This is a genomic window from Actinomadura physcomitrii (genome assembly GCF_008923205.2).
Taxonomy (GTDB): Bacteria; Actinomycetota; Actinomycetes; order Streptosporangiales; family Streptosporangiaceae; genus Spirillospora; species Spirillospora physcomitrii.
In genome coordinates this window covers 16,129-37,626 of sequence record NZ_WBMS02000016.1, presented here as the reverse complement: position 1 = coordinate 37,626, position 21,498 = coordinate 16,129, and the positions used below count along the sequence as shown (strand labels likewise).

The 21,498-nt window shown below is 74.9% G+C and carries 20 protein-coding genes; 8 read left to right on the top strand and 12 right to left on the bottom strand.

All coding sequences use genetic code 11. From position 1 onward, the window contains the following. Positions 1–40: 40 nt before the first annotated feature. The 5 genes from F8568_RS21035 to F8568_RS21015 form a co-directional block, all read right to left on the bottom strand. A complete protein-coding gene (locus F8568_RS21035; RefSeq protein WP_151595382.1) occupies positions 41–694 on the bottom strand; it encodes a GTP-binding protein in 654 nt (217 codons plus the stop codon). After that, entirely contained in the window at positions 672–1,013 is a 342-nt protein-coding gene (locus F8568_RS21030; protein ID WP_151595380.1) for a DUF742 domain-containing protein, read from the bottom strand. Before F8568_RS21030 ends, F8568_RS21035 begins: the two co-directional genes overlap by 23 nt. A gap of 121 nt (positions 1,014–1,134) precedes the next feature. Next, entirely contained in the window at positions 1,135–1,575 is a 441-nt protein-coding gene (locus F8568_RS21025; protein ID WP_328600975.1) for a roadblock/LC7 domain-containing protein, read from the bottom strand. After that, on the bottom strand, positions 1,572–2,927 hold the full coding sequence (locus F8568_RS50505; protein ID WP_160573688.1) for a sensor histidine kinase: 1,356 nt from the start codon (positions 2,925–2,927) through the stop codon (positions 1,572–1,574). Before F8568_RS50505 ends, F8568_RS21025 begins: the two co-directional genes overlap by 4 nt. 347 nt (positions 2,928–3,274) lie before the next feature. Next, positions 3,275–3,670, bottom strand: a complete 396-nt coding sequence (locus F8568_RS21015; RefSeq protein WP_151595377.1) for a RidA family protein — start codon at positions 3,668–3,670, stop codon at positions 3,275–3,277. Between the two features lie 106 nt (positions 3,671–3,776). On the opposite strand from F8568_RS21015, the gene F8568_RS21010 reads away from it, so the two are divergent. Further along, on the top strand, positions 3,777–4,763 hold the full coding sequence (locus tag F8568_RS21010) for a helix-turn-helix transcriptional regulator (RefSeq protein WP_151595375.1): 987 nt from the start codon (positions 3,777–3,779) through the stop codon (positions 4,761–4,763). A 32-nt stretch (positions 4,764–4,795) separates the two neighbouring features. Here F8568_RS21010 and F8568_RS21005 read toward each other — a convergent pair whose 3' ends face one another. From F8568_RS21005 to F8568_RS20990, 4 genes are all read right to left on the bottom strand, one after another. Beyond that, positions 4,796–5,416: a TetR/AcrR family transcriptional regulator gene (locus F8568_RS21005; protein WP_328600974.1), complete on the bottom strand. Its 621-nt coding sequence runs from the start codon at positions 5,414–5,416 to the stop codon at positions 4,796–4,798. Between the two features lie 118 nt (positions 5,417–5,534). Continuing rightward, positions 5,535–6,371 carry an SAM-dependent methyltransferase gene (locus tag F8568_RS21000; RefSeq protein ID WP_151595371.1) on the bottom strand — a complete coding sequence of 279 codons (837 nt, stop codon included), beginning with the start codon at positions 6,369–6,371 and terminating at the stop codon, positions 5,535–5,537. An 85-nt stretch (positions 6,372–6,456) separates the two neighbouring features. Next, a complete protein-coding gene (locus F8568_RS20995; protein WP_151595369.1) occupies positions 6,457–6,666 on the bottom strand; it encodes a DUF397 domain-containing protein in 210 nt (69 codons plus the stop codon). Beyond that, positions 6,653–7,519, bottom strand: a complete 867-nt coding sequence (locus F8568_RS20990; protein ID WP_151595367.1) for a helix-turn-helix domain-containing protein — start codon at positions 7,517–7,519, stop codon at positions 6,653–6,655. The genes F8568_RS20995 and F8568_RS20990 overlap by 14 nt, the downstream gene beginning before the upstream one ends. 220 nt (positions 7,520–7,739) lie before the next feature. Here F8568_RS20990 and F8568_RS20985 point away from each other — a divergent pair, with 220 nt between their 5' ends. Further along, complete coding sequence (locus F8568_RS20985) at positions 7,740–8,267, top strand: hypothetical protein (protein WP_151595366.1); 528 nt, start codon at positions 7,740–7,742, stop codon at positions 8,265–8,267. Between the two features lie 151 nt (positions 8,268–8,418). Here the strand turns inward: F8568_RS20985 and F8568_RS20980 are convergent, their stop codons facing one another. Both F8568_RS20980 and F8568_RS20975 read right to left on the bottom strand, forming a co-directional pair. Then, positions 8,419–9,066, bottom strand: coding sequence for a nitroreductase family protein (locus F8568_RS20980; RefSeq protein ID WP_151595364.1), 648 nt, complete (start codon positions 9,064–9,066; stop codon positions 8,419–8,421). After that, positions 9,063–9,866, bottom strand: a complete 804-nt coding sequence (locus F8568_RS20975) for a FadR/GntR family transcriptional regulator (protein ID WP_151595363.1) — start codon at positions 9,864–9,866, stop codon at positions 9,063–9,065. The genes F8568_RS20980 and F8568_RS20975 overlap by 4 nt, the downstream gene beginning before the upstream one ends. A gap of 166 nt (positions 9,867–10,032) precedes the next feature. Between F8568_RS20975 and F8568_RS20970 the strand changes: the two genes are divergently transcribed. After that, positions 10,033–11,421, top strand: coding sequence for a GntP family permease (locus F8568_RS20970; RefSeq protein WP_151595361.1), 1,389 nt, complete (start codon positions 10,033–10,035; stop codon positions 11,419–11,421). A 54-nt stretch (positions 11,422–11,475) separates the two neighbouring features. Here F8568_RS20970 and F8568_RS20965 read toward each other — a convergent pair whose 3' ends face one another. Beyond that, the gene (locus tag F8568_RS20965; RefSeq protein WP_151595359.1) at positions 11,476–12,261 is read right to left on the bottom strand and encodes an SDR family NAD(P)-dependent oxidoreductase; all 786 of its coding nucleotides are present in this window, start codon (positions 12,259–12,261) and stop codon (positions 11,476–11,478) included. A gap of 571 nt (positions 12,262–12,832) precedes the next feature. Between F8568_RS20965 and F8568_RS49710 the strand changes: the two genes are divergently transcribed. From F8568_RS49710 to F8568_RS20940, 5 genes are read left to right on the top strand one after another with little or no spacing between them, the layout of a single operon-like run. Further along, entirely contained in the window at positions 12,833–15,088 is a 2,256-nt protein-coding gene (locus F8568_RS49710) for a DUF4407 domain-containing protein (protein WP_160573687.1), read from the top strand. Next, entirely contained in the window at positions 15,085–15,759 is a 675-nt protein-coding gene (locus F8568_RS20955) for a 4Fe-4S single cluster domain-containing protein (protein WP_202125200.1), read from the top strand. Before F8568_RS49710 ends, F8568_RS20955 begins: the two co-directional genes overlap by 4 nt. Further along, positions 15,756–17,141 carry a hypothetical protein gene (locus tag F8568_RS20950; RefSeq protein WP_160573686.1) on the top strand — a complete coding sequence of 462 codons (1,386 nt, stop codon included), beginning with the start codon at positions 15,756–15,758 and terminating at the stop codon, positions 17,139–17,141. Before F8568_RS20955 ends, F8568_RS20950 begins: the two co-directional genes overlap by 4 nt. Next, on the top strand, positions 17,138–19,651 hold the full coding sequence (locus F8568_RS20945) for an AAA family ATPase (protein WP_151595353.1): 2,514 nt from the start codon (positions 17,138–17,140) through the stop codon (positions 19,649–19,651). Before F8568_RS20950 ends, F8568_RS20945 begins: the two co-directional genes overlap by 4 nt. Further along, positions 19,638–21,464, top strand: a complete 1,827-nt coding sequence (locus F8568_RS20940) for a hypothetical protein (protein ID WP_151595351.1) — start codon at positions 19,638–19,640, stop codon at positions 21,462–21,464. Before F8568_RS20945 ends, F8568_RS20940 begins: the two co-directional genes overlap by 14 nt. Positions 21,465–21,498 lie beyond the last annotated feature (34 nt).

Sequence of the window (21,498 nt, the reverse complement as noted above, 5' to 3'; positions counted from 1 at the left end):
TGGACGCCGGGACGGGCGGCCCGGCCCGGTCGCGCAGGGGTCAGCGGGACGCGACGGTGCCGCGGCCCGCGGTCCGGTCGAGGGTGTGGCCGAGCGTCGCGGTCAGCGTCGCGACGACCGAGCCGCGGTCCCGCGCGTCGCAGGCGACGACGGGGACGCCCGCGTCCAGCCGGAGCGCCTGCGCCACCTGCTCCAGCGTGTGCGTCTGCCGTCCGTCGAACAGGTTCACCGCCACGATGAACGGCACGTCGGAGTCGTTCTCGAAGTAGTTGACGGCCGCGAACGACACGTCCAGCCGCCGGGTGTCCACCAGGACCAGGGCGCCGCTCGCGCCGCGGCACAGGTCGTCCCACATCGGCCAGAACCGCGGCTGGCCCGGCGTGCCGAACAGGTACAGCACCAGGTCGGAGGCCAGGGTGACGCGGCCGAAGTCCATCGCGACCGTCGTGGTCGTCTTGCCGCCGGCGTCGGCGAGCGGGTCGACGGTCCGGGCCGCCTGCGTCATCCACGCCTCGGTGTTCACCGCCGGGATCTCCGAGATCGCCTCCACCAGCGTGGTCTTGCCGACCCCGAACCCGCCCGCGACGACGATCTTGACCGAGGTGCGGGGCGCCGCCGGCCGCGCGCCCGGCGCCCGGCGCGCGGCGTCCGGCCCCTGTCCCCGCCCCGGGTCAGGCGAGCTGGCGTAGACCATCGATCACTCTCTCCAGGACGTGCGGGTCGTACGGCGAGGCGCCCTCCGCGGCGATCACGACCCGGTCGCCCGCGGCCATGTCGGCGAGCAGGACGCGGGTGACCCCGAGCGACACCCCGCAGTGCGCGGACAGTTCGGCGACCGACTCGGCGGCGGCGTGCGCCCGCTCGTACAGCGCCCTGGCCTCGGGCAGCAGCCGCTCGGCGAACGCCGCGTCGTACCCCGCGCCGGACACCACGGTGTGCACGAGCAGGTGCCGCCTGCCCCGGGTCCGGCCGCCGGTCAGCACGTACGGCCGCACCCACGGATTGGCCGTCATGTCCCTCCTCCCCGCAGGCCCGGACGGGCCGGGCCGGGCGTGCGCGCCGGACAGGGCGTGCCGGACGTGCCGGCCCGGCGGAGCGCGCGGGCCGGGGCGGGCGCGGTGCCCGCGGCGCCGGTCACGGCATCGCCTGTTCGGTCATGCGGCGCAGGTCGTCGCGCATCTGCGGGGTCAGGACGTGCCCGGCGCCGTGCACGAACTTCGCCATCTCGTGCGCGACCGCGCCGAGGTTCGCGCCCTCGCCGACCAGCACCACCAGCCCGGCGAGCTGCCCGATCCCCATGAACAGCAGGTGCCCGGACGCGAACTTCAGCATCACCTGGTCGCAGCCGCCGGCCCCGACGTGCTTGGCGATGTTGTTGCCCAGGCTGATCATCCCGCTGGTCAGCGCGGCCATCGGGTCGACGAACTCCGACGGCATCGGGCCCGACTCGACGAGCGCCAGCCCGTCCGACGACACGATCAGCGCGAACGTCACGCCGGGCGTGGACGAGGCGAACTGCCGCAGCAGCCACCCGAAGTCCTGGGGGCCGCTGGGGCCCGTGGAGGCGATGCTCACTGCCGTCCTTCCTCCAGGTCGTGCGCGGCTTCCGGAGCCTTCGAGGGCTCGTCGGTCCCGGCCGTCCCAGGGCCGGGGAGGCTGGCTCCCGCGGTGAAGGCGTCCAGGTCCGCGGCGAAGGACGACCCGCTCCCGGCGTCCGCCGCATCCGAGGCCGGCGGCGCCGACGGCGCCGGCGGCGTGTCCGGTGCGGGCGGCGCGACGGGGCGCAGGCTCGCCCGCTCCCGGCGCGGCAGGCCGCCGAGGTCGGGCTCGCGGCCCGCCTCCCGGACGGCCGGGCGCCGCACCGCGGCGGGCACCGCCGGACGCTCCGCGGGCACCGCGCGCTCCGGCCCAGCGAATTCCGGCACCGGGCGTTCCGGCGCCGCTCCGCCCGGGCGCTCCACCCGGCGCGCCATCGCCAGGTGCGCCATCCCCGGCGGCATCTCGCCGGTCCCGTTGGTGTGCGGCTCGTCCGCGGGGATCTCGCAGAGCAGCGACGGGGGGATCGTCACCATCGCGACCGTCCCGCCCGTCCGCCCGGCGAGCCGCACGCCGATGCCGTGCCGGCGGGCCAGCCGGTGCACCACGGGGAAGCCCGTCTGCCGGGACGTCTCGTCCGTCATCGGCGGCACCGGCCCGGCGAGCGCCTTGTTCAGGCCGTCCAGCTGCGAGGGCGACATGCCGATGCCGGAGTCCTCGATGCGCAGCATCACGGCGCCGTCGGCGAGCAGGTGCGCGCTCACCGTCACCCGCGACGGCGAGTACCGGGTCGCGTTGTCCAGCAGCGCCGCGACCAGGGACGCGAGGTCCTCCGCCGCGTACGCGGGCACCGCGAGCTCCACCACGCGCAGGATCGACACGTGCTGGTACTGCTCGATGGACGACTCCGCCATCCGCACCACGTCGAGCAGCGAGGTGTCGGCCCCGGACGCCTCCTCGGCGTCCCGGCCGGCGAGGACGCGCAGGTCGCGCGCGGCGCGCCGCATGCGCGTCACGCCGTGGTCGATCTCATACAGGGCCTCGAGCCGGTCCGGGTCCTCCTCCTGCTCTTCCAGCAGGTCCATCGCGGGACGCATCTTCTCCGCCAGGACGAGGAATTGCAGACAGAAACGTTCACACAGGTCCGGCCACACGTCCGGATCGGTGGTGATGCGTGCCGGAGCCCGCGTCTGCACCTGGGGCTGCGCGGCCACCGGCATCCCCATCTGCGGCTGCGCGGGCACTTGCGCGGGCGGCCGCATCTGCGGGTGCGGCTGCGGAACCCCCTGCGCCTGCGGAGCGCTCTGCGGCTGCGCCTGCGGGAAGGCCTGCGGCTGCGGAACGGGCCGCTGCGGGGGGACGGCCCGCCGGGTGCGCCACGGCCACTTCACCGGCGCGCTCCGGCGTCCGCTGCCGGCGGGTGCGCGTCGCAGGTCATCCGGCGTTTCCTCAAAGCAGCCTTCTTCACCTAAGCCTCGGCACCGTGCGACACGGCAGCGGGCCGCGGGCGCTCGGGACGCCGGCCGACGGTCCCCTGCCGGGGAGGGGCACCGGGAAAGAGTGGCACACGCACCGTCGCCGATCAATCCATTCCGGTTACATAACCCTTATGGCCACTAAATTACCCCATATACCTTTTGCCGTTATTGTCGTAAACCTCCCACCATGTCCCCGATAGCCGGCGTGGCGTGTCGGCCCTCCTGGGCCGGCACGCCACCCCAGGGTGGTTCTCGGGCGGTCACGCGGTCGCGGTCGCCTCGAGTTCGACCATCAGGTCGGGAAGGGCCAGCCTCGTCACCCCGAGCATGGTGGTGGACGGTGTCGCCCCGGCGGCGCCCAAGCGCGCCGCGAGCACGCCGTAGTGCTGGAACACCAGGTCGACGTCGACGGTGTAGACGTTGAGCCGGACGACGTCCGCGAGGGACATGCCGGCCTCGCCGAGCACGGCCTCCACGTTGTCGAGGCTCAGCGCGAGCTGCGCGGCCATGTCACCGGGGTGGAGGGGCTCGCCGTCGCCGCTCATCGCGGTCTGCCCGGCGCAGTACAGGGTGCGGGTGTGGCCGGAGACGAGCGTCCCCTGGTCGTAGCCCAGCTCCCCCGACCACGCCCACGGGTTGATCGCGGTACGTTCCATGGCTCTTCGGCTCCTTCGGTCCGTGCGCCGATCGGCTCGGCGCCGTGGTGATGAGCCTGGCAACAAAACACGACACCTTTTGTCGTGTATTCGATACGTTCGCAAGGTGCGCGCCGACCGGCTGGTCTCGCTGGTGCTGCTGCTGCGCCGGCACGGCCGGATGTCCGCGGCGACGCTGGCGCGCGAGCTGGAGGTGTCCACCCGGACGGTGCTGCGGGACATCGAGGCGCTGTCGGCGGCGGGCGTCCCGGTCTACGCCGAGCGCGGCCGGCACGGCGGTTTCGCGCTGCTGCCCGGTTTCCGGACGGAGCTGACCGGGCTGAACCACGACGAGGCCCTCGCGCTGCTGGTCGCCGGGTCGCGGCGCGGCGCGCAGGCGTTCGGTCTCGGCTCGGCGCTCGCCTCGGCCATGCTCAAGGTGGTCGACGCGCTGCCCGAAGGCCATCGGGACACCGCGGCCGGCGCGGTCGAGCGGCTGCTCATCGATCCGGAGACCGATCTCCTGTCCCGCCGGGCGGTCGCCGAGGAGGTGCCCGAGGCGGTCGTGGCCGAGATCCGGCGCGCGGTGTTCGCCGGGCACCGGCTCCGCATCCGCTACGCGGCCGTGGGCCAGGACCCGAAGTGGCGCACGGTGGACCCGATCGGCCTGGTCACCGTGCGCGACCAGGGCTACCTGCTGGCCACGCGGTCCGGCGCGGACCGCACCTACCGGCTGTCCCGCGTGCTGGCCGCCGAGGAACTCGCCGAACCCGCGCGGCGGCCCGACCGCGTCGACCTGGACCGGGCCTGGCGGGAGCGCAGCACGCGGTTCCGGACGGGCGGCGACCAGGTCACCGTGCTGGTCCTGGTGGATCCGGCGCGGCGGGAGGAGCTGGTGGGCACCGCGCTGGCCGTCCGCGCCGAGGACGCCGACGTGGACGCCGGCGCGGACGGGCGGCTGCGGCTGGAGGTCGCCTTCCAGGACCGCAGGCACGCCGTATGGGCGCTGTGGCAGCTCGGCGCGGGCGCGGAGGCGCTGGCTCCGCAGTGGTTGCGCGACCGCCTGCGCGACCGTGCCGAAGCGATCGCCGCCCGCTACGCGGCGCCGTCCTGACCGGTCCGCCGTCGTCGCGGGGCGCGGCCCGGTCAGGCGCCGGCGTCCGAGACGGGCCGGCGCCCGAACGCACCGGCCGCCCAGAGCGTGCGGACGTTGCGGACGAGCGGCGGGCCGATCGCGCGCAGCGCGTCCAGGTCGTTGTCGGCGACCGCGTTCGTCACCAGCGTGCTGGTCGCCGCGACGATCATCCGGCAGGTGAAGCGGCCCGCGTCGTCGCGCGCGCCGAGCATGTCGGCCAGCGTATCGGTGATCATGTTCTGCAGGTCGGCGCGCCGCCGGATCGCCTCCGGCCCGGCCGCGTACACCTCGATCAGGAACAGCCGGGTGTAGGGCAGCTCGATGGCGAGCGCCTCGAGGTAGGCGGTGAAGCCCTGCTCGAAACGGTCCATCGCGTCGCCCGTCCCCATCGCCGCGGGACGGCCGTCCGCACCGGCGCCGATCATCTCCAGCAGGTGCTGGACGAGCAGGTCCCGCGCGACGTCGAAGGCGGCCATGAAGCAGTCGAGCTTGCTGTCGAACACCTGGTAGAAGCTCTGCCGCGACACCCCGGACCGCTGCAGCACGTCCGCGACCGAGGTGGCGACGTACCCCTTCTCGGCCATCACCTCCGCCATCGCGGCGCACAGCCGCGACCGCTGGATGCGTTCCACTTCCTCGGGTGAAAGCGCCGAGCGCCCCCTGGGCAGCCGGCGCGGCGATGACTCCGACACGCGTTCACCTTAAGTCAACCCGGCCCTGACGTGCTCGGATACCGGCGGGAACGTCGGGTCAGGGCTTGCGCGCGACGCCGGCGGGCACCCAGGAGTAGGACGGGTCGACCTCGGCGGGGTTCTTGCTGCCCCAGAGCTCGGCGTAGGACAGGCCGGGCTCGGCGCCCTCGTGGGGCGAGAGGTACTCCCAGCCGTCGAAGAAGCGGCCGACCTCCCCGAACGTCCGGAAGTGCACCTTGGCGGTGGCGTCGTTGTAGATCTCCTTGATGCGCTCGACCTGGTCGGCGCGCTGGCCGTCGGCCGTGATGTGGGACAGCGCGAGGTAGCTGCCGGAGACGGCGCGGTCGAGGTACTCGCGCAGCAGCGCCACGGCGTCCTGCTCGGGGCCGCCCACGAAGTGCCAGATGGCGACGTGCATGTAGCCGACGGGCCGGGAGAAGTCGATGAGCCGCTTCACTTCGGGGTCGTCGAGGACGGCCCCGGGGTCGGCGATGTCGGCGTCGATGTAGACGACGCCGGTCTCTCCGCGGCGGCGGAGGATGTCCCGCGACATGTCCAGGACGACGGGGTCGTTGTCGACGTAGACGACCTTCGCGTCCGGGTGGACGACCTGGACGACCTCATGGGTGTTCCAGGCGGTCGGGATCCCGGAGCCGAGGTCGATGTACTGGTCGATGCCGGCCCGTGCCATGGCGCCCGCCGCGCGCTGCAGGAATATGCGGTTCGCCTGCGTCATGTAATGCAGTTGCGGGATCTTCTCCAGGAGCTTGCGGGCGGCCGTCTCATCCGCCGGTGTGTGATGCCGGCCGTTCAGGAGAAAGTCGTAGATCCGTCCCGGTGAGGGGGCTCCGTCGCCGCGTCGCAGTGCGCCTTCGGAGTCGGGATGAATGGCCATCGCACATCCTGGGGGAGAGAAGGTCGAGGGACGGGAGAAGGGCGCCCGGCGGGTCCTCGGGTGCCCTTCGCTTCCCTTCGGGAACTCACAGGTCGAATTGGCCCGCCTTCACTTTCGCGGCGAAGGAGCGCCAGCTCTCGCCGGCGAACACCAGCGTTCCGCCGTCGCGGTCCTTGGTGTCGCGGACCGCGATGACCCGGTCGCCGGCGCCGACTTCCACGCAGGCGTCCTGCGCGGCGTTCGAGCGCGACGACTTGCGCCAGCTGCCGGGGTCAATGAGATCACGGTTCCTCATTCGGATCTATCCTTTCCATCATCTTCTCGAGGTGTTCCGTCGTCTGTTTCGCGGTCAGTGCCTTCGCCTGGAGCCAGGCCCAGACCTGCTCGTAGCGCGCGACGGCCTTGCCGATCTCGACCCGGCTGCGCCCGGTCACCGATCCCTCGACGAAGACGCCCGCGCTGATGACCTCCGAATCGAAGTCGAACGCCATGAAGGAGCCGAGCGCCGGGTGCGGGCCGGCGCTGAACGGCATGACCTGGACGGTCACGGCGGGCGGCGGGACCAGCAGCCGCGCGATCTGCGCACGGCGCAGCGCGGGGCCGCCGGGCATCCGGGCGAGGGCGGCCTCGTCGATCATGAAGACGGCCTCGCGGACCGCGCCGCCGAACACCTCGTTCTGCCGTCCCATCCGCAACTCGACGCCGGAGTCGACGCGGGGCGGCGGGATGCTGGGGTCCACGGCCTTGATGACGTGCCGGGCATAGGCGGGCGTCTGCAGCAGCCCCGGAATCGCGGTCAGATCCCAAGCACGAATCCGGACGGCCGCCATCTCCATGCCGAGCAGTTCGGCGGTGGCGTCGGGCCAGTCGCCGCTGCCGTTCCACCAGCCCGGCCGGCTCGCCCGTTCCCGCAATTCTTCCAGCTCGTCTTGTTTGTCGGGCGGGACCCCGTACTGCGCGCAGAGCCCGCGCAGGACCAGGACACTGGGCGTGACCTCGGCGTTCTCCCATCGCCGCACGGTCTGCGGATGCACGCCGAGTTCGCGCGAGATGGACGCCACCGACTCACCGGACGCCTTACGGGCATTGGCGAGCGCATTGCCGAGGAGCCATCCCGACAGCACCGGCCCGTCGTCACCGGGGGTCATGCTTTCGTGTCTACACCGGGGTCATCACACCATGCAACCCGCATTATGCAGCTTCTGCCGCCGGGCCGTCATCCGACGCAAACGATCATTCCGTGATCCGCGCCATGTAAATTGACATGAAGCGCTTGACACACTGCTGCACGCGTAGGACCGTCTTTCGCAGAGAGTCAGCGTCGCCCGAGCTGGCTGTCAGACACCGCCACCGGTTCCGGGAGCCCGCATGACGATCTCCGCACTCGCCAAGCCCCCGCACCCGGACACCACCGGCCGCGCGGGAGAGCCCGGCGGGTCCGCGAACGCCATGCCCGGCGAGGCGAGAGACGCGAAAGACGTCAAGGGCGCGGAGGACGCCGAGGAGTACGCGCGCCGGCTCATGTCCCGCCTGCACGCCCTCGGCCTGCGCACGTCCGGCCCGTGGGAGAGCGGCGCCTGGGAGAGCGCGGCGGCGCCGATGGCGGTCTCGGCGCAGTGCGTGCAGGTCGAGCCGTACGTCGGGCGCACCGTCTGGCTGCTGCCGCCCCCCGGCGGCCCGTCCGGCGGCGGGCCCGCCGCCGGGGAGGGCCTGTACTGGCACTGGCAGCGCCCCCGCCGCGACCGCAAGGGCCGCCCGTTCGCCCGCTGGTTCCAGCCGTTCTGCCCGGCCGCCGACCCCGACCGGGCCGCCACCGCGATCTCCGAGGCGATCTTCGCGGACGTCCGCAGGCGCGGCCGCGCCCATCCCGGCCCGGCGGCCCGTACCGGCCGCTGACCGGCGCGGCCCTGCCAACGCGCCGACCGCCTGACCCGGCGGACCGGCGGGCCCACGCGCCGCACCGCGCCCCGCGACCCGCGACTCGCGGGGCGAGACTCCCGGCGGGCCGAGGGGGATCGCCGGTGCTCGCCCCGCGCGGGGGCCCGGATCACCAGCCGTCGACGTGCAGGACCTCGTCCAGCGGGACGCGCGGCGCCGGGCGGAACGTGTCGCCCGTGTAGTACGCGGTCGGGACGAGCGCGCCCTGCCGCACGTCGGCCGGCAGCCCGAGGACGTCCGCGACCTCCTGCTCGTAGACCAGGTGCAGCGTCGTCCACGCGGTGCCGAGGCCTCGCGCGCGCGCCGCGAGCGCGTAGTTCCACACGGCCGGGAGCAGCGACCCCCACAGCCCCGCCTGGTTGCCGTCCGGCAGCTTCCCGCCCTGCAGCCGCAGGCACGGGATCACCAGCACCGGCACGTCGCCCATGCGTTCGGCCAGGTAGGCGGCGCTGTCGCCGACACGCCGCTGCACCTGCGCGCGGTCCGGGTCGTCCGCGTACCGCCCGGCGGACGGGCCGCCCGCCGCGGCGTACGCGGCGAACGAGCGCCGGTAGTACTCGCCGATCGCCTTCCGCTTCTCGGTGTCGGTGACGACGATCCATTGCCAGTCCTGCCGGTTGCTGCCGCTCGGCGCCTGGAGGGCGATCTCCAGGCACTCGCGGACGAGGTCCATCGGCACGGGACGGGCCAGGTCGAGGCGCTTGCGCACGGTACGGGTGGTGGTCAGCAGTTCGTCCGGGCTCAGCGGAAGAGTCATGGACCCAGTATCGACGGCGGGGCCGGCGGCGCCGCGTCCGAGGGGGAGGAGGGGTCGAGCATGGCGCGGGTCGCCTCGTCGACGATGTCGCGCATCGCGCGCTCGGCGGCCGCGGCGTCGCCCGCCTGGACGGACTGGGCGACCTCGGCGTGCCAGCGGATCGCGGCGGGCTCCGGGCGCGCCGGCATCAGATGGTGGTGGGTGCGGCCGGCGAGGACGGCGGCGACCACGCCGCTGAGCGCGCCCATCATCTCGTTGCCGGACGCCTCCAGCAGCGTCCGGTGGAACAGCACGTCCGCCTCGAGGTAGGCCTCCAGGTCGCCGGACTTGCCGTGCACCGCCATCTGCATCACGGCGCCGGTCAGCGTGCCGCACTGGGCGGGCGTCGCGCGCAGCGCCGCGAGGTGCGCCGCGACCGGTTCCAGGCCGCGCCGCAGCTCGCCGAGCTCGCGGAGCTGCTCGTCGCGGCCGGGGCCGTCGAGCCGCCAGGCGATGATCCGCGGGTCGAACAGGTTCCAGCAGGCGCGGGGCGCGACCGTGATGCCGACGCGGCGGCGGCTGCTCACCATCCCCATCGACTCCAGCACCCGGATCGCCTCGCGGACCACCGAGCGGGAGACGCCGAACCGGGCCTCCAGCTGCTCGATCCGCAGCACCTCGCCCGCCGGGACGGCCCCCGAGGTGATCTGCACGCCGAGCCGATCGACGACGCTGCCGTGCAACCCGGCGCTCCCGGGCGACCCGGCGCTTTCGGGCGACCCGGCGCTCCCGGGCGACCCGGCTTGGCTGTCTCGCACCATGGCGTCAATCATCACATGATTGCGTCGATGTAAGCGCACCCGGATGTCAAAGATATGTTTTTTCCACTCGACCTCTTGTTAACGGCTGGTTAATGAGGTGCACTCGGCGGGGTGGCGCGCCCCGCCCCGGGGTTCCCCAGCCCGCCACCGAGGAGGATGACCGCAGATGCACTCGATCGTGCTGGCCGCGGCGCCGCACGCGTCCAGCGGCCGGCTGGTGCCCGCCGCGCTCGCCGGCATCGCGCTGATCGTCGTACTGATCACCTGGCTGAAGGTGCACCCGTTCCTCAGCCTCACCCTCGGCTCGCTGCTGGTCGGGGCCATCGCGGGGCTGCCGATGGCCGACACCGTGAAGAGCTTCGGCAAGGGCTTCGGCGACACCGCGTCCGGCGTCGGCGCGCTGATCGCGCTCGGCGCGATGTTCGGCAAGCTGCTCGCCGACTCCGGCGGCGCCGACCAGATCGTCGACACCATCGTCGGACGGTCCGGGCGGCGCGCGCTGCCCTGGGCGATGGCGCTGGTCGGCGCGCTGATCGGGCTGCCGATGTTCTTCGAGATCGGGCTCGTGCTGCTGATGCCGGTGATCTACCTGGTGGCGCGGCGCTCCGGGCAGTCGATCATCGCGGTCGGCATCCCGGCGCTGGCCGGGCTGTCGGCGATGCACGGGCTCGTCCCGCCGCACCCCGGGCCGCTCGTCGCGATCGACGCGCTGCACGCCGACCTCGGCGTGACCCTCGGCCTCGGCGTGCTCGTCGCCGTCCCGACCGTCGCGATCGCCGGGCCGCTGCTGGCCCGGTTCGCCGCGCGCTGGGTGGACGTCCGGCCGCCCGAGCTGTTCACCACCGACCAGAAGGACGCCGAGACGGACGGCGCGGACGGCGGCCGGCGCCGCCCCTCGTTCGCGATCACGCTGGCGACCGTGCTGCTGCCGGTCGTGCTGATGCTGCTCAAGGCGTTCGCCGACATCGTGCTGGACGAGGGCACCGACGCCTACACCGTCCTCGACAACCTCGGCACGCCGCTGATCGCGCTGCTCATCGCGGTGGTCGTCGCGATGTTCACGCTCGGCCTCGGCGCCGGCATGGACCGCCGGACGATCACCACGACGCTGGAGAGGTCGCTGCCGCCGATCGCCGGCGTGCTGCTGATCGTCGCGGCGGGCGGCGGCTTCAAGCAGACGCTCGTCGACACCGGCATCGGCAAGACCATCGCGGACTGGGTGGACGGCAGCGGGGTGTCGGTGCTCGTCCTCGGCTGGCTCGTCGCCGTGCTGATCCGGCTCGCGACCGGGTCGGCGACCGTCGCGACCGTCACCGCGTCCGGCATCCTCGCCCCGCTCGTCACCGGGCTGAGCACCGGCGACACCTCGCTGCTCGTGCTCGCCGTCGGCAGCGGCTCGCTGTTCTTCTCGCACGTCAACGACGCCGGGTTCTGGCTGGTCAAGGAGTACTTCGGGCTGAGCGTCGGGCAGACGATCAAGTCGTGGTCGCTGATGGAGACGGTGATCTCGGTCTGCGGCCTGGTGTTCGTCCTCGCGCTGAACCTCGCCGTCTAGCCGCCGTGCGGCCGGGCGAGGGCGCCGTGCTCCGCGCGCGGCGCCCTCGCCGGGTCACAGCATGATCCTGCCGCCGGCGATGTCGAGGACGAGGCCGGTGAGCCAGGACGACTGCGCCGAGGCGAGGAAGAGGGCGGCGGACGCGACGTCGTGCGGCTCGCCCATGCGGCCGAGCGGGTACATCGCGGCGACCTTGTCCTGCACGTCCCGCGGCATGACCCGCTCGGTGCGCTCGGTGCGGATCGCGGCCGGCGCGACGCAGTTGACGCGGATCCCCTGCCCGCCGACCTCGGCGGCGACGTGCCTGGTCAGCGCCTGGACCCCGGCTTTGGCCGCCTCGTAGGCGACCGGGGCGCCCCACGGGTTGCCCAGCTCCCTGCCGCCGGCGCTCGGCAGGTTCGACGGCATCCGCCCCGCCGACGACGACATCGTGACGATCGAGCCGGCGCCGCGCTCCTGCATGCCCGGCAGGAAGCTCTTCAGGGTGAGGAAGGTCGCGGTGAGGTTGCCGTCGACGACCGAGCGCCACTCCTCCTCGGTCATGGCGGCGGTCGGGCCGGGCCGGGCGATGCCGCCGCCGGCGAAGGCGCACAGCACGTCGGCGGGGCCGAAGCCGGCCTCGACGCGGCGGCGCGCGTCCTCGATCGCGGCGAGGCTCGTGACGTCGGCGACGACGCCGATGCCGCCGGTCTCCTTGGCGACCCGGTCGAGGGCGTCGCCGTCGCGGCCGAGCACCGCGACCCGCGCGCCCTCCGCGGCGAACGCGCGCGCGGTGCCGGCGCCGATGCCGCGCGATCCGCCGGTGATGACGACGACCTTGCCGTTGAGCTCGGGGTACATCGGAGCCTCCCTGACTGAGTGTGCGCTCAATCCTAGCTTGAGTGGGTGCTCACTCAATGTCAAGCGGGCGCGCGTCCGGGCGGCGTCGTCCTCGATCCGCAGGAACCTCGTCATGCCGTCCATTCGACGCCCGCCCCGCCCGGCCCGCAACGGTCCCCCGCGGCGGCCCGGACGCAACGGCCGCAAGGGTCCAAAACCGGCCATCCGCGGCCGATTGCGGCCACTTCTCCCATCTGTGTCAGGGGACTCACAAGCTTCTCGAGATAACTGCCAGTATTTGACGAACCCTCTCGGTAAGGAATGCGTCACAACTTCATAGCCGGTGGCATCGCGGCCCGCGCTGCCGTCCGGCCGACGACCGGCGGACCGGTGGCCCGACAACGCCGCGGCGGAGGTGCGAATGGCGTGGGAGGACGAGCCGGGCGGGCACCCGCGCCCGCCGTCCGGAGGCATGCGCGGCCACCGCGCACCGGACGGGAGCGGCGCACCGGGCGGCGTCCCGGAAGGCCCGCCTAGCGGCCCGCCGGGAGGGGTCCCGCCGCTCTGGGTGCCCAATATGGGAGTGCCCGATATGGGAGTGCCGGGACCGGAACCGGCGAACGAACGGGACGTCCGAGCGGCCGTGCCGCACCCGCGCGTCGCGCCGCCGCACGCCCGCGCCGCCGTCCGGGCGCCCGGCGGTCCCGTCGAGGACGTCGACGAGCGCGCCGAGCCGCTGCGCGAGGCCGCACTCCACCGGCGCGCGCCCGGCCGCCTGCGCGCGCTGCTGCGCCCGAACCCCGCTCCCACCGCGGACCGGATCCCCCCTGTTCCTTCGAGCGGGCCCCTCCCCCCGACCGGGCCCGTCCCCCCGACCGAACGTCCAGTGAGGGCCGAGCACATGACCGAAGCGAGCACGCCGCCCCCGCCGCCCGCCCCGCGCGGCGGGACGCGGTTCTCCCCGCTGCTGTGGGCGTCCGGCGCCAACCGCGACATCCTCCGGCAGTCCCCCACCGACAAGACCCGATTCCAGGGGCTCGGCAGCGTCGTGATCTTCACGGCGGCGCTGGCCGGCGCGTCGATGGCGGCGGCGCTGCACATCGCGCTGAAGGCGCCGTGGCCGGTGATCGTGCTGCTGACGGCCGGCTGGTTCCTCGGCATCCTGTCGCTGGACCGCTGGCTCGTCGCCTCCATGACCCGCACCACCAGCAAGTGGGGCGTGGTGTTCCTCGCGCTGCCCCGGCTGGCGCTCGCGCTGCTGTTCGGGTTCGTGCTGTCGATGCCGATCGTCCTGCAGATCTTCGCGCCGGAGATCTCGCAGGAGGTCAACGTCCTGCACGCCGAGGCGGAGTCGAAGTACCAGGCGCAGACGGCCGACGACCAGGTCGGCAAGCGCATCGCCTGGCTGGAGCAGCGCAAGCAGCAGCTGCAGGCGCAGATCACCTCCGGCGGCCTGCCCGCGACGCCGGACGCCGACCCCACCCTCAAGCAGCTCCAGGACAAGCGCGACCAGCTGCAGAAGCAGCTCGAGCAGCGGCGCGAGAAGCTGACCTGCGAGCAGCTCGGCAAGTGCGGGACGGGCCGCGCCGGCCTCGGCCCGGAGGCCCGCAAGCGCATCCAGGACTACAACGACACCAAGCGCGACTTCGACACCGCCGACACCCAGCTCAAGAACTACCTGGCGCAGCTGAAGACCAAGGGCGTGCAGGACGCGCAGAACGAGCTGAACGGGCAGGGCGGCGCCGAGGGCGTGAACGCGGAGCTGACCCGGCTGAAGAAGCAGCAGTCCGCGCTGCAGGCCCAGCACGCGGCCGACACCCGCGACTCCGACGGGATGGCGCTGCGGCTGGAGGCCCTCAACCGGCTGTCGCAGAAGAACGGCACGATCGGCACCGCGCACCTGTTCGTCACGCTGATGTTCATCGCGATCGAGCTGCTGCCGGTGCTGGTGAAGATGATGCAGCTGTTCGGGCCGCCGACCGTGTACGACGACCTCGTCGCGGCGCACGAGCGGGAGAACCGGGAGACCGGCGCGCACCTCGCCCGGCGCGACGCGGACGTGGCGCGGGTCCGCGCGGCCGACGACGTCAAGTACGCGGGGCTGGTGTACGACGCGCGCCGCGCGATGCTGGAGGGCCTCGCGCAGCGGACGGCGATGGCGGAGGCCGAGGTCGGCGAGGCGGCGCTGGAGGAGTGGAAGCGGCGCGAGATGGCGCGGATCCCCGCCGACCTCGACCGGTACGTCCGGACGGAGCCGGGCTACGCCGCCCCGGTGGCGCCGGGCTCCGCGAGCGGCTTCGGGTCCGGTGCGCCGGGCGGTTTCGGGGCGGGGAGCCCGAGCGGCCGCGGTTTCGACCCGCCGGTGCGGCCCGCGAACCCGGGCGGGGTCGCGTTCGATCCGCCGGTGGCGCCCGGCAACGGCGGGTACCCGGCGGGACGGCCGGCACCGTCCGCGGGCGGCGCTCCCGGTGGCGGTCACAGCGGCGGTCACGGTGGCGGTTTCGCGGGCGGCGGGTCGTCGAACGTCCGGGTGATGAACGGCCGGCCCGGCGAACCGCAGTACGGCGGCGGCACGGGCGACCCGGCGCCGTTCGGCGGTGCCCTGCCGTTCGGTGCCGAGCCGTTCGGCGCCGAGCCGCAGGGAGGCGCTCCGGCGGCGGGCGGCGGCGCCGGACCCTTCGGCGGAAGCCCGCTCGGGTACAGCGGCGGGCGGGCCGGAAACGCGCCGCAGCCGTCGAGGTTCGGGCCGTCCGGCTACGAGGAGCACGTGCGGGACGACACCCGCCGGTCGCGCCGTGACCAGTTCCTCGGACCGCTGACGAACTGGTGGCAGGACCGGCGCCGGTGATCAACGTGGCGGAGACGTGCGTCGGGACGCGGGCGCTCGGTCCGGGGCTGCGCTCGGTGGTGTGGGTGCAGGGCTGCCCGTTCCAGTGCCGGGGCTGCCTCGCGCCGGACTGGATCCCGTTCCGCGAGGCCCGCCGGGTCGCGCCGGACGACCTGGCGGACGAGCTGCTGGCCGACCCGGACGTCACCGGCCTGACGCTGTCGGGCGGCGAGCCGATGGCGCAGGCGGCCGGTCTGGCCGACCTGGTGCGCGCGGCGCGCGCGCGGCGCGAGCTGTCGGTCCTGTGCTTCACCGGGTTCCGGCGGTCCGAGCTGACGGGCCGGCCGGACGCCGAGGCGCTGCTCGCCGAGGTGGACGTGCTGATCGACGGCCGGTACGTGCGGTCCCGCAACGACGACCGGGGCCTGCGCGGCAGCGCCAACCAGCGCGTCCACCACCTGACGGACCGGCTCGCGGGCGCGGCGGAGGAGCTGGCGGCCGGGCCGCGCCGCGCGGAGGTGCGGGTCCGCGGCGGGGAGGCGCTGCTGGTCGGCGTGCCGCCCCGCGCGCTGTCCGAGGGCTTCGCCCGCGCGCGCGAAGGCACGGTCCAAGGACGCGAAGGCACTGCCCTTGGATGCGAAGGCTTCACCGGCACGGTAGGCGAGGGCACGAGCGGCGAGGAGCCCCGATGAGCGGCGCGAAGGTGATCTCGGTGGACGCGGCGGCGTGGCGGGACGCGCAGGCGTCCGCCCGCGACCTGGCGAAGGTGCGGCGGGACATGCCGCGCCTGCTGCGGCAGGTGGAGCGGGCCGCGCGCGAGGACGTGGAGCGGGTGCGGCAGGAGGCGGCGGCCCGGCAGGACGGCACGGACCGCGCGCTAGCCGGGCTGAGCGAGCAGGCGCGGAAGCTGGAGGACGAGACCGGCCGCAAGCTGCGCGAGCACGGCGAGCGGCTCGCCGAGGGCCGCCGGGAGCTGGCGGACCAGGGCGAGCGGCTCGCCGCGGAGATCGCCCGGGAGCGGGCGGAGCGGCGCGCCGGGCTCGCGGCGGTGGACGCGCGGGTCGGCGAGCTGCGCGGCGAGAGCGACGCGGCGGCGCAGGCGGCACGGCGGCTGTTCGGCGACGCGCGGACGATGCACGACGCGATCCGCGACACGCTGCCGCACGACCGGTTCGCGCCGGGCCGGCTGGAGCGGCTCGCGTCCCGGCTGGACGTCGCGCGGGGCAACCTGGAGGCGCACGCGGCCGGGTACTCGCTGAGCCAGGTGCAGGACCTCTACCTCGACCTGAGCGAGCTGCGCGCGGACGTGGAGCGGCTCGCGCTGGAGTGGGAGGCGCTCCGGGCGCAGGCCCTGGCGGCGCTGCGGACGGTCGCGGCGACGATCGAGGACAACGCGGAGCGCCCGATCGCCGAGGCCGATCCGGGCGTCGTCCTGGACGTCGACCACTGGACCGACGGCGGCCTGGCCGCGCTGCGCGACGAGGTGGCCCGGCAGGTGGACGCGGTCGCCGACCCGGACTGCCCGCTGGACGCCGCGGAGCTGCGCGCGCTGATCAGCGAGGCGGCGCCGCAGTACGAGGGGCGGCTGGACGGGCTGGTCGAGCGGGCCGCGGAGCGGATCGTCGCGTCGCAGCTGCGGGTGAACGTCGCCGAGCAGGTGGTGGCGGTGCTGGAGGGGCAGGGGTTCGCCTGGTCCGGCAACACCTACGCGGCGGGCGACGAGCGGCGCGAGTTCTTCAGCCGGCTGCGGCACCGCGCGGACGGCGGCGAGGTCGTGGTGGAGGTGGCGCCGGACGGCGACGGCCCCGGTTTCACGCTGCGGATCCTGTCGTACGAGGACGATCCGGACGAGGCGGCGCGGCGGGAGCGGTCGATGGCGGTGAGCCGGGCACTGCGCGCGGAGGGCCTGGACGCCGGCGACCCGGCGGAGGACGCCGCCGAGCCCGACCCGGCGCTGCGCGACTTCGACCGGCTGGCCCGTCCGGCGCCCCGGGAGGCCGCGGCCGGGATCCCGCTGGTGAAGCGGGCCGAAGGACAGGGGCCGGGGCGGGGTGCGCGGCCGGGGAGCCGATGAGCGCTGAACCGGTCCGGCTCGACACCGCCGGCGCGGTGCCCGAGCGTCTGCTGGCGCTGCGGGACGCGGCGCGCGAGGGCGAGTCCGTGCTGCCGCTGTACGGGCCGGGCGTCAAGGACGCGTTCGTCGACGGCCTGTACCGGCAGCACGATCTCGGCAGCGCGGTGTGGGAGGCGCTGCACGACGCCGGCTACGAGCGGATCGTGTTCTTCTCGCTGGACGCGACGCTGACCGTCCGGGACGCGGCGTCGCGGCGGCTGCCCGCCGATCCGGAGGCGGGCGAGCGGGCGGAGGGCGACGCGTCCGTGATGCGGCCGGGGTTCAGCGGGCCGCTCGGCCGCCGCCGGCTGCGGCCCGCGCCCCCGGCGCCGGCGCGGGCGGAGAGCCGCACGATGTCCGGGGCGTTCGCGGTGCGGATGCTGCGCAGCCTGATGCTGGACGAGTCGACGCCGACGGCGGTCGTCGTCGAGCAGCTGGAGGTGCTGGAGCGCTGGCAGGAGGCGCGGGCGCCGTTCGCGGCGGCGCTGGAGCGGTGGCTGGAGTTCCGGCCGGGCAGCCGGAACATCTGCGTGCTGGTGTTCGGCGGGGCGTCGCTGGCGGAGGTCCGCGCGTTCGCGGAGGGCAGCCGCGACCTGCCGGGACTGGTGCAGGTGGTGCAGGCGGAGGAGCGGCGCCCGGCAAGGCCCGGGCTGGTGCGGCCGCCCGGCGAGGCGGAACTGACCCGCCTCGTCCACCGGCTGCGGATCCAGCGGAACCTGCGGATCGCGGACTGGACGCGGCTCGCCGGAACGGTCCGGGCGATGGCGGCGCAGGACGTCCCGCTGGAGACGTGGGAGCGGCGGCTCGGCCGGCGGATGGCGGCGGAGGGCACCCCGCTCGGGCAGGAGCAGCTGCACCGGTACGGCTGGATCGCCGCGACGGTCGCCGACGGCGACGTGATGCGGCGGCTGGACGAGCTGGTCGGGCTGGAGCCGGTGAAGCGGCACCTGGAGGGCCTGCGGTACCGGCCGCCGGCGGGCGCGGAACCGGTGTCGCACCACCTGGTCTTCACCGGCAACCCCGGCACCGGCAAGACGACGGTCGCGCGGATCGTCGGCGACCTGTACCGGGAGCTCGGGATCCTGCGGCACGGCCGGGTCCGGTCGGTGCGGGCGAGCGACCTCGTCGCCGGGTTCGTCGGGCAGACCGCGACGAAGACCCGCGAGGTGGTCGACGGGGCGCTCGGCGGGGTGCTGTTCATCGACGAGGCGTACGAGCTGAGCGACCAGGCGGACGGGTTCGGCCGCGAGGCGATCACCGAGCTGCTCGCCCGGATGGAGGACGACCGCGCCGAGCTGGTGGTGATCGTCGCCGGCTACCCGGACGAGATGCAGGAGTTCCTCGACAGCAACCCGGGGCTGCGCAGCCGGTTCCCGCACGAGAACGTCATCGCGTTCCCCGACTACGGGCCGGCGGAGCTGGCGGAGATCGCGGCGCGGCAGCTGCGGCCGATGGGCATGGCGTGGGGCGAGGGGTTCGAGACGGCGCTCGGCGAGGTGGTCGCGGAGCTGCACCGCACGCGCGACCGGGGGTTCGGCAACGCCCGCGCCGTCCGGGACGTGACGCAGGAGACGGCGGCGCGGTGGGCGCGGCGCGTGAAGGACGACCGGGGCCTGCCGCTGGAGCCGCGCGACCTGCCGGAGCGGCTGCGGCGCGACGCGCGTCCGGCGCCGCGCGACACCGCGGAGCTGCTCGGCGAGCTGAACGCGATGGTGGGGCTGGCGCCGGTGAAGCGGAGCGCGGACGTGCTGGTGAAGCGGCTGCGGCTGCGGCGGCTGCGCGGGCAGGGCGAGGTCGTCGCGCCGAACCTGCTGTTCATCGGCCCGCCCGGCACCGGGAAGACGACGGTGGCGCGGCACTTCGGCCGGATCTTCAGGGAGATGGGGCTGCTGGAGCGCGGGCACGTCGTGGAGACGGGCCGGTCGCGGCTGGTCGCGGGCTATGTCGGGCAGACCGCGCCGCTGACCCGGCGGGCGGTGGAGCGCGCGCTCGGCGGGGTGCTGTTCATCGACGAGGCGTACGCGCTCACCTCCGGCGGCGACAACGACTTCGGGCGGGAGGCGATCGACACGCTCGTCGAGGAGATGGAGCGGCACCGCGGCCGGCTCGCGGTGATCGCGGCGGGCTACCCGGAGCCGATGCGCCGGTTCCTCGCGGCCAACGACGGCCTCGGCTCCCGGTTCGGCGAGACGATCGAGTTCCCCGCCTACGAGGTCGACGACCTGCTGGAGATCCTGCGGACGATGGCGGAGCGGCAGGCCTACGAGCTGGACGCGGCGACGCTCCCGGCGGCGCGGGCGTGGCTCGCGGGCGCGGCGCGGCGGCCCGGGTTCGGCAACGGCCGGACCGTCCGCCGGCTGCTGGAGCGGATGGAGGCGCGGCTCGCCGAGCGGGTGGTGGACCGCCCGGACGCCGACGCGCGGATGCTGAACCTGCTGCTCCCGGAGGATGTGCCCGATGAACTCGGCTGACCGCTGCCCGCTGTGCGAGGTGCCGCTCGACCCCGCGGGCGGCTGGGCCGCGGTGGAGGCGGCGGCGATGCGGCAGGACGTGCGGTGCGCGGCGTGCGGGTGGACGCTCGCCGGGCCGTGGCGTCCGGGCCGCGCCGAGCGGGCCGCGGCGGAGGCGGCGCTGTCGGCGGCGCGGCTGGAGTTCGACCTGCGGGCCGCGGCGCGCGCCGGCGACGACTGGCTCCCCTACGCCGCCCACCTGCGCGGCAGGCCGACGGAGGCGCAGTGGCAGGAGGCGCGGCGGGAGGCCGCCGCGCGGCGGGAGGCGGCCCGGCCGCCGCTGGGCGCGGTGCTGGACGCGCTCGGCCCGGGCCGCGCGCTCGTGGTCGTCGCGGTGGAGGACGCCGGGGTGCGGCTGTTCGTGACGGGCGGCGTCCCGGCGGCGGGCCCGCTCGGGTTCCGGGAGCTGGCGGCGGTGCCGTGGCCGGCGCTGCTGCCGGGCCTGCCGGAGGACGCCGCGCATCGCCGGTTCCAGCTCGCGGGCGGGCCGTCCGGCATCGACCCGGCGTGGGCGGACGCGACGATCGGCGGCGCGGCCGGCGACCTCGTGCGGCGGTACTGCACGTCCGTCGACACGGCGGTGATGTCGGCGATGCCCGGCATGCCGTTCCCGGACGCGGTCGTGCGGGCGTTCACCGACCTGCTGCCGGACGTGCGGATCGCGGCGGGCGCGCCGGACGCGGCGGCGCTGCTGGAGCGGATCGTCGCCGAGCGGCCGATCGCCCTGTCCTACGGGCTGGCGGCGCTGCGGTCGCGGCCCGGCGACGGCACCGCCGAGGTGGTGCGGCTGCCGCTGTTCCCGGCCGGGTCGCGGGCCGGCGACGAGGCGCAGGTGCGGGTGCGCCGCCCGCCCGGCCCCGGCGAGCAGACCGCGCTCGCCGTCGTCACCTGGGACGACCCGCCGGAGCCGGTCCGGATCGTGTCGGCGCGGATGCCGCGCGGCGCGGCCGGGCTCGTCCGGGTGGCGCTGGACGGCCCCGGCCGGCTCCGGTTCCTCGAACCGGACACCGTGACCGACGACGCCCCCGCCTGGCCCGACCTGCTGCGCCGCGTCCCCCGTCGGCTGCCCGCGACCGCGTTCGCGACCGAGCTGGTCTGCGTGGTGGAGCTCGGCGGCCGCGCCGAGACCGCCCGCCGCCGCCGCGACCTCGTCGCGGACCTGCTCGAACTGCTCGGCGACGAGCTGGGCGGCACCGCCCGCGTCGCCGTCGTCGGCCATCTGGACCACCCGATCCACCCGAAGTACAAGAACCGGGACGTGGTGTCCGGCGGGCCGCTGCAGCCGCCCGACGACGCCGCCCGGACGCTCGCGGACCTGCCGTCCCCGCCGTCCGGGCCGTTCGGCGCGCGCGCGGCGCCGCTGGAGGACTCCCTCGACCGGGCCGCCGCGCTGCTGAACGGCCCCCGCGACGGCCGCGCCCGGATCCTGCTCACCGTCGCAGGCCGCCCGCCGCATCCCGGCAGCGGCCACGGCGACGTGATCCGGCCCGTCGAGCCGTGCCCGCACCGGCTGAACTGGCGGCAGTCCGTCGCGCAGCTGGAGGCGGCCGGGGTGCGGCTCGTCGCGGTGACCGACGAGCCCGCCCCGAAGGACGTCCCGGGGCAGGCCGTCCCGCAGCAGGACGCGCGCCGCCGCGACGCCCCCGAGTGGGCGGTGCTCGGCGCCGCCCACCGCACCGACCTCGGCTCCGCCGACGCCGCCGGGCTCGCCAAGGTCCTCGGCGTCCTGCCCGACGGCGACGCCCCGCCGCTGCCGTTCCCCCTCGTCCCGTAGACCCGACCCGCAGACCCGCCTCCCGAAAGGCCCG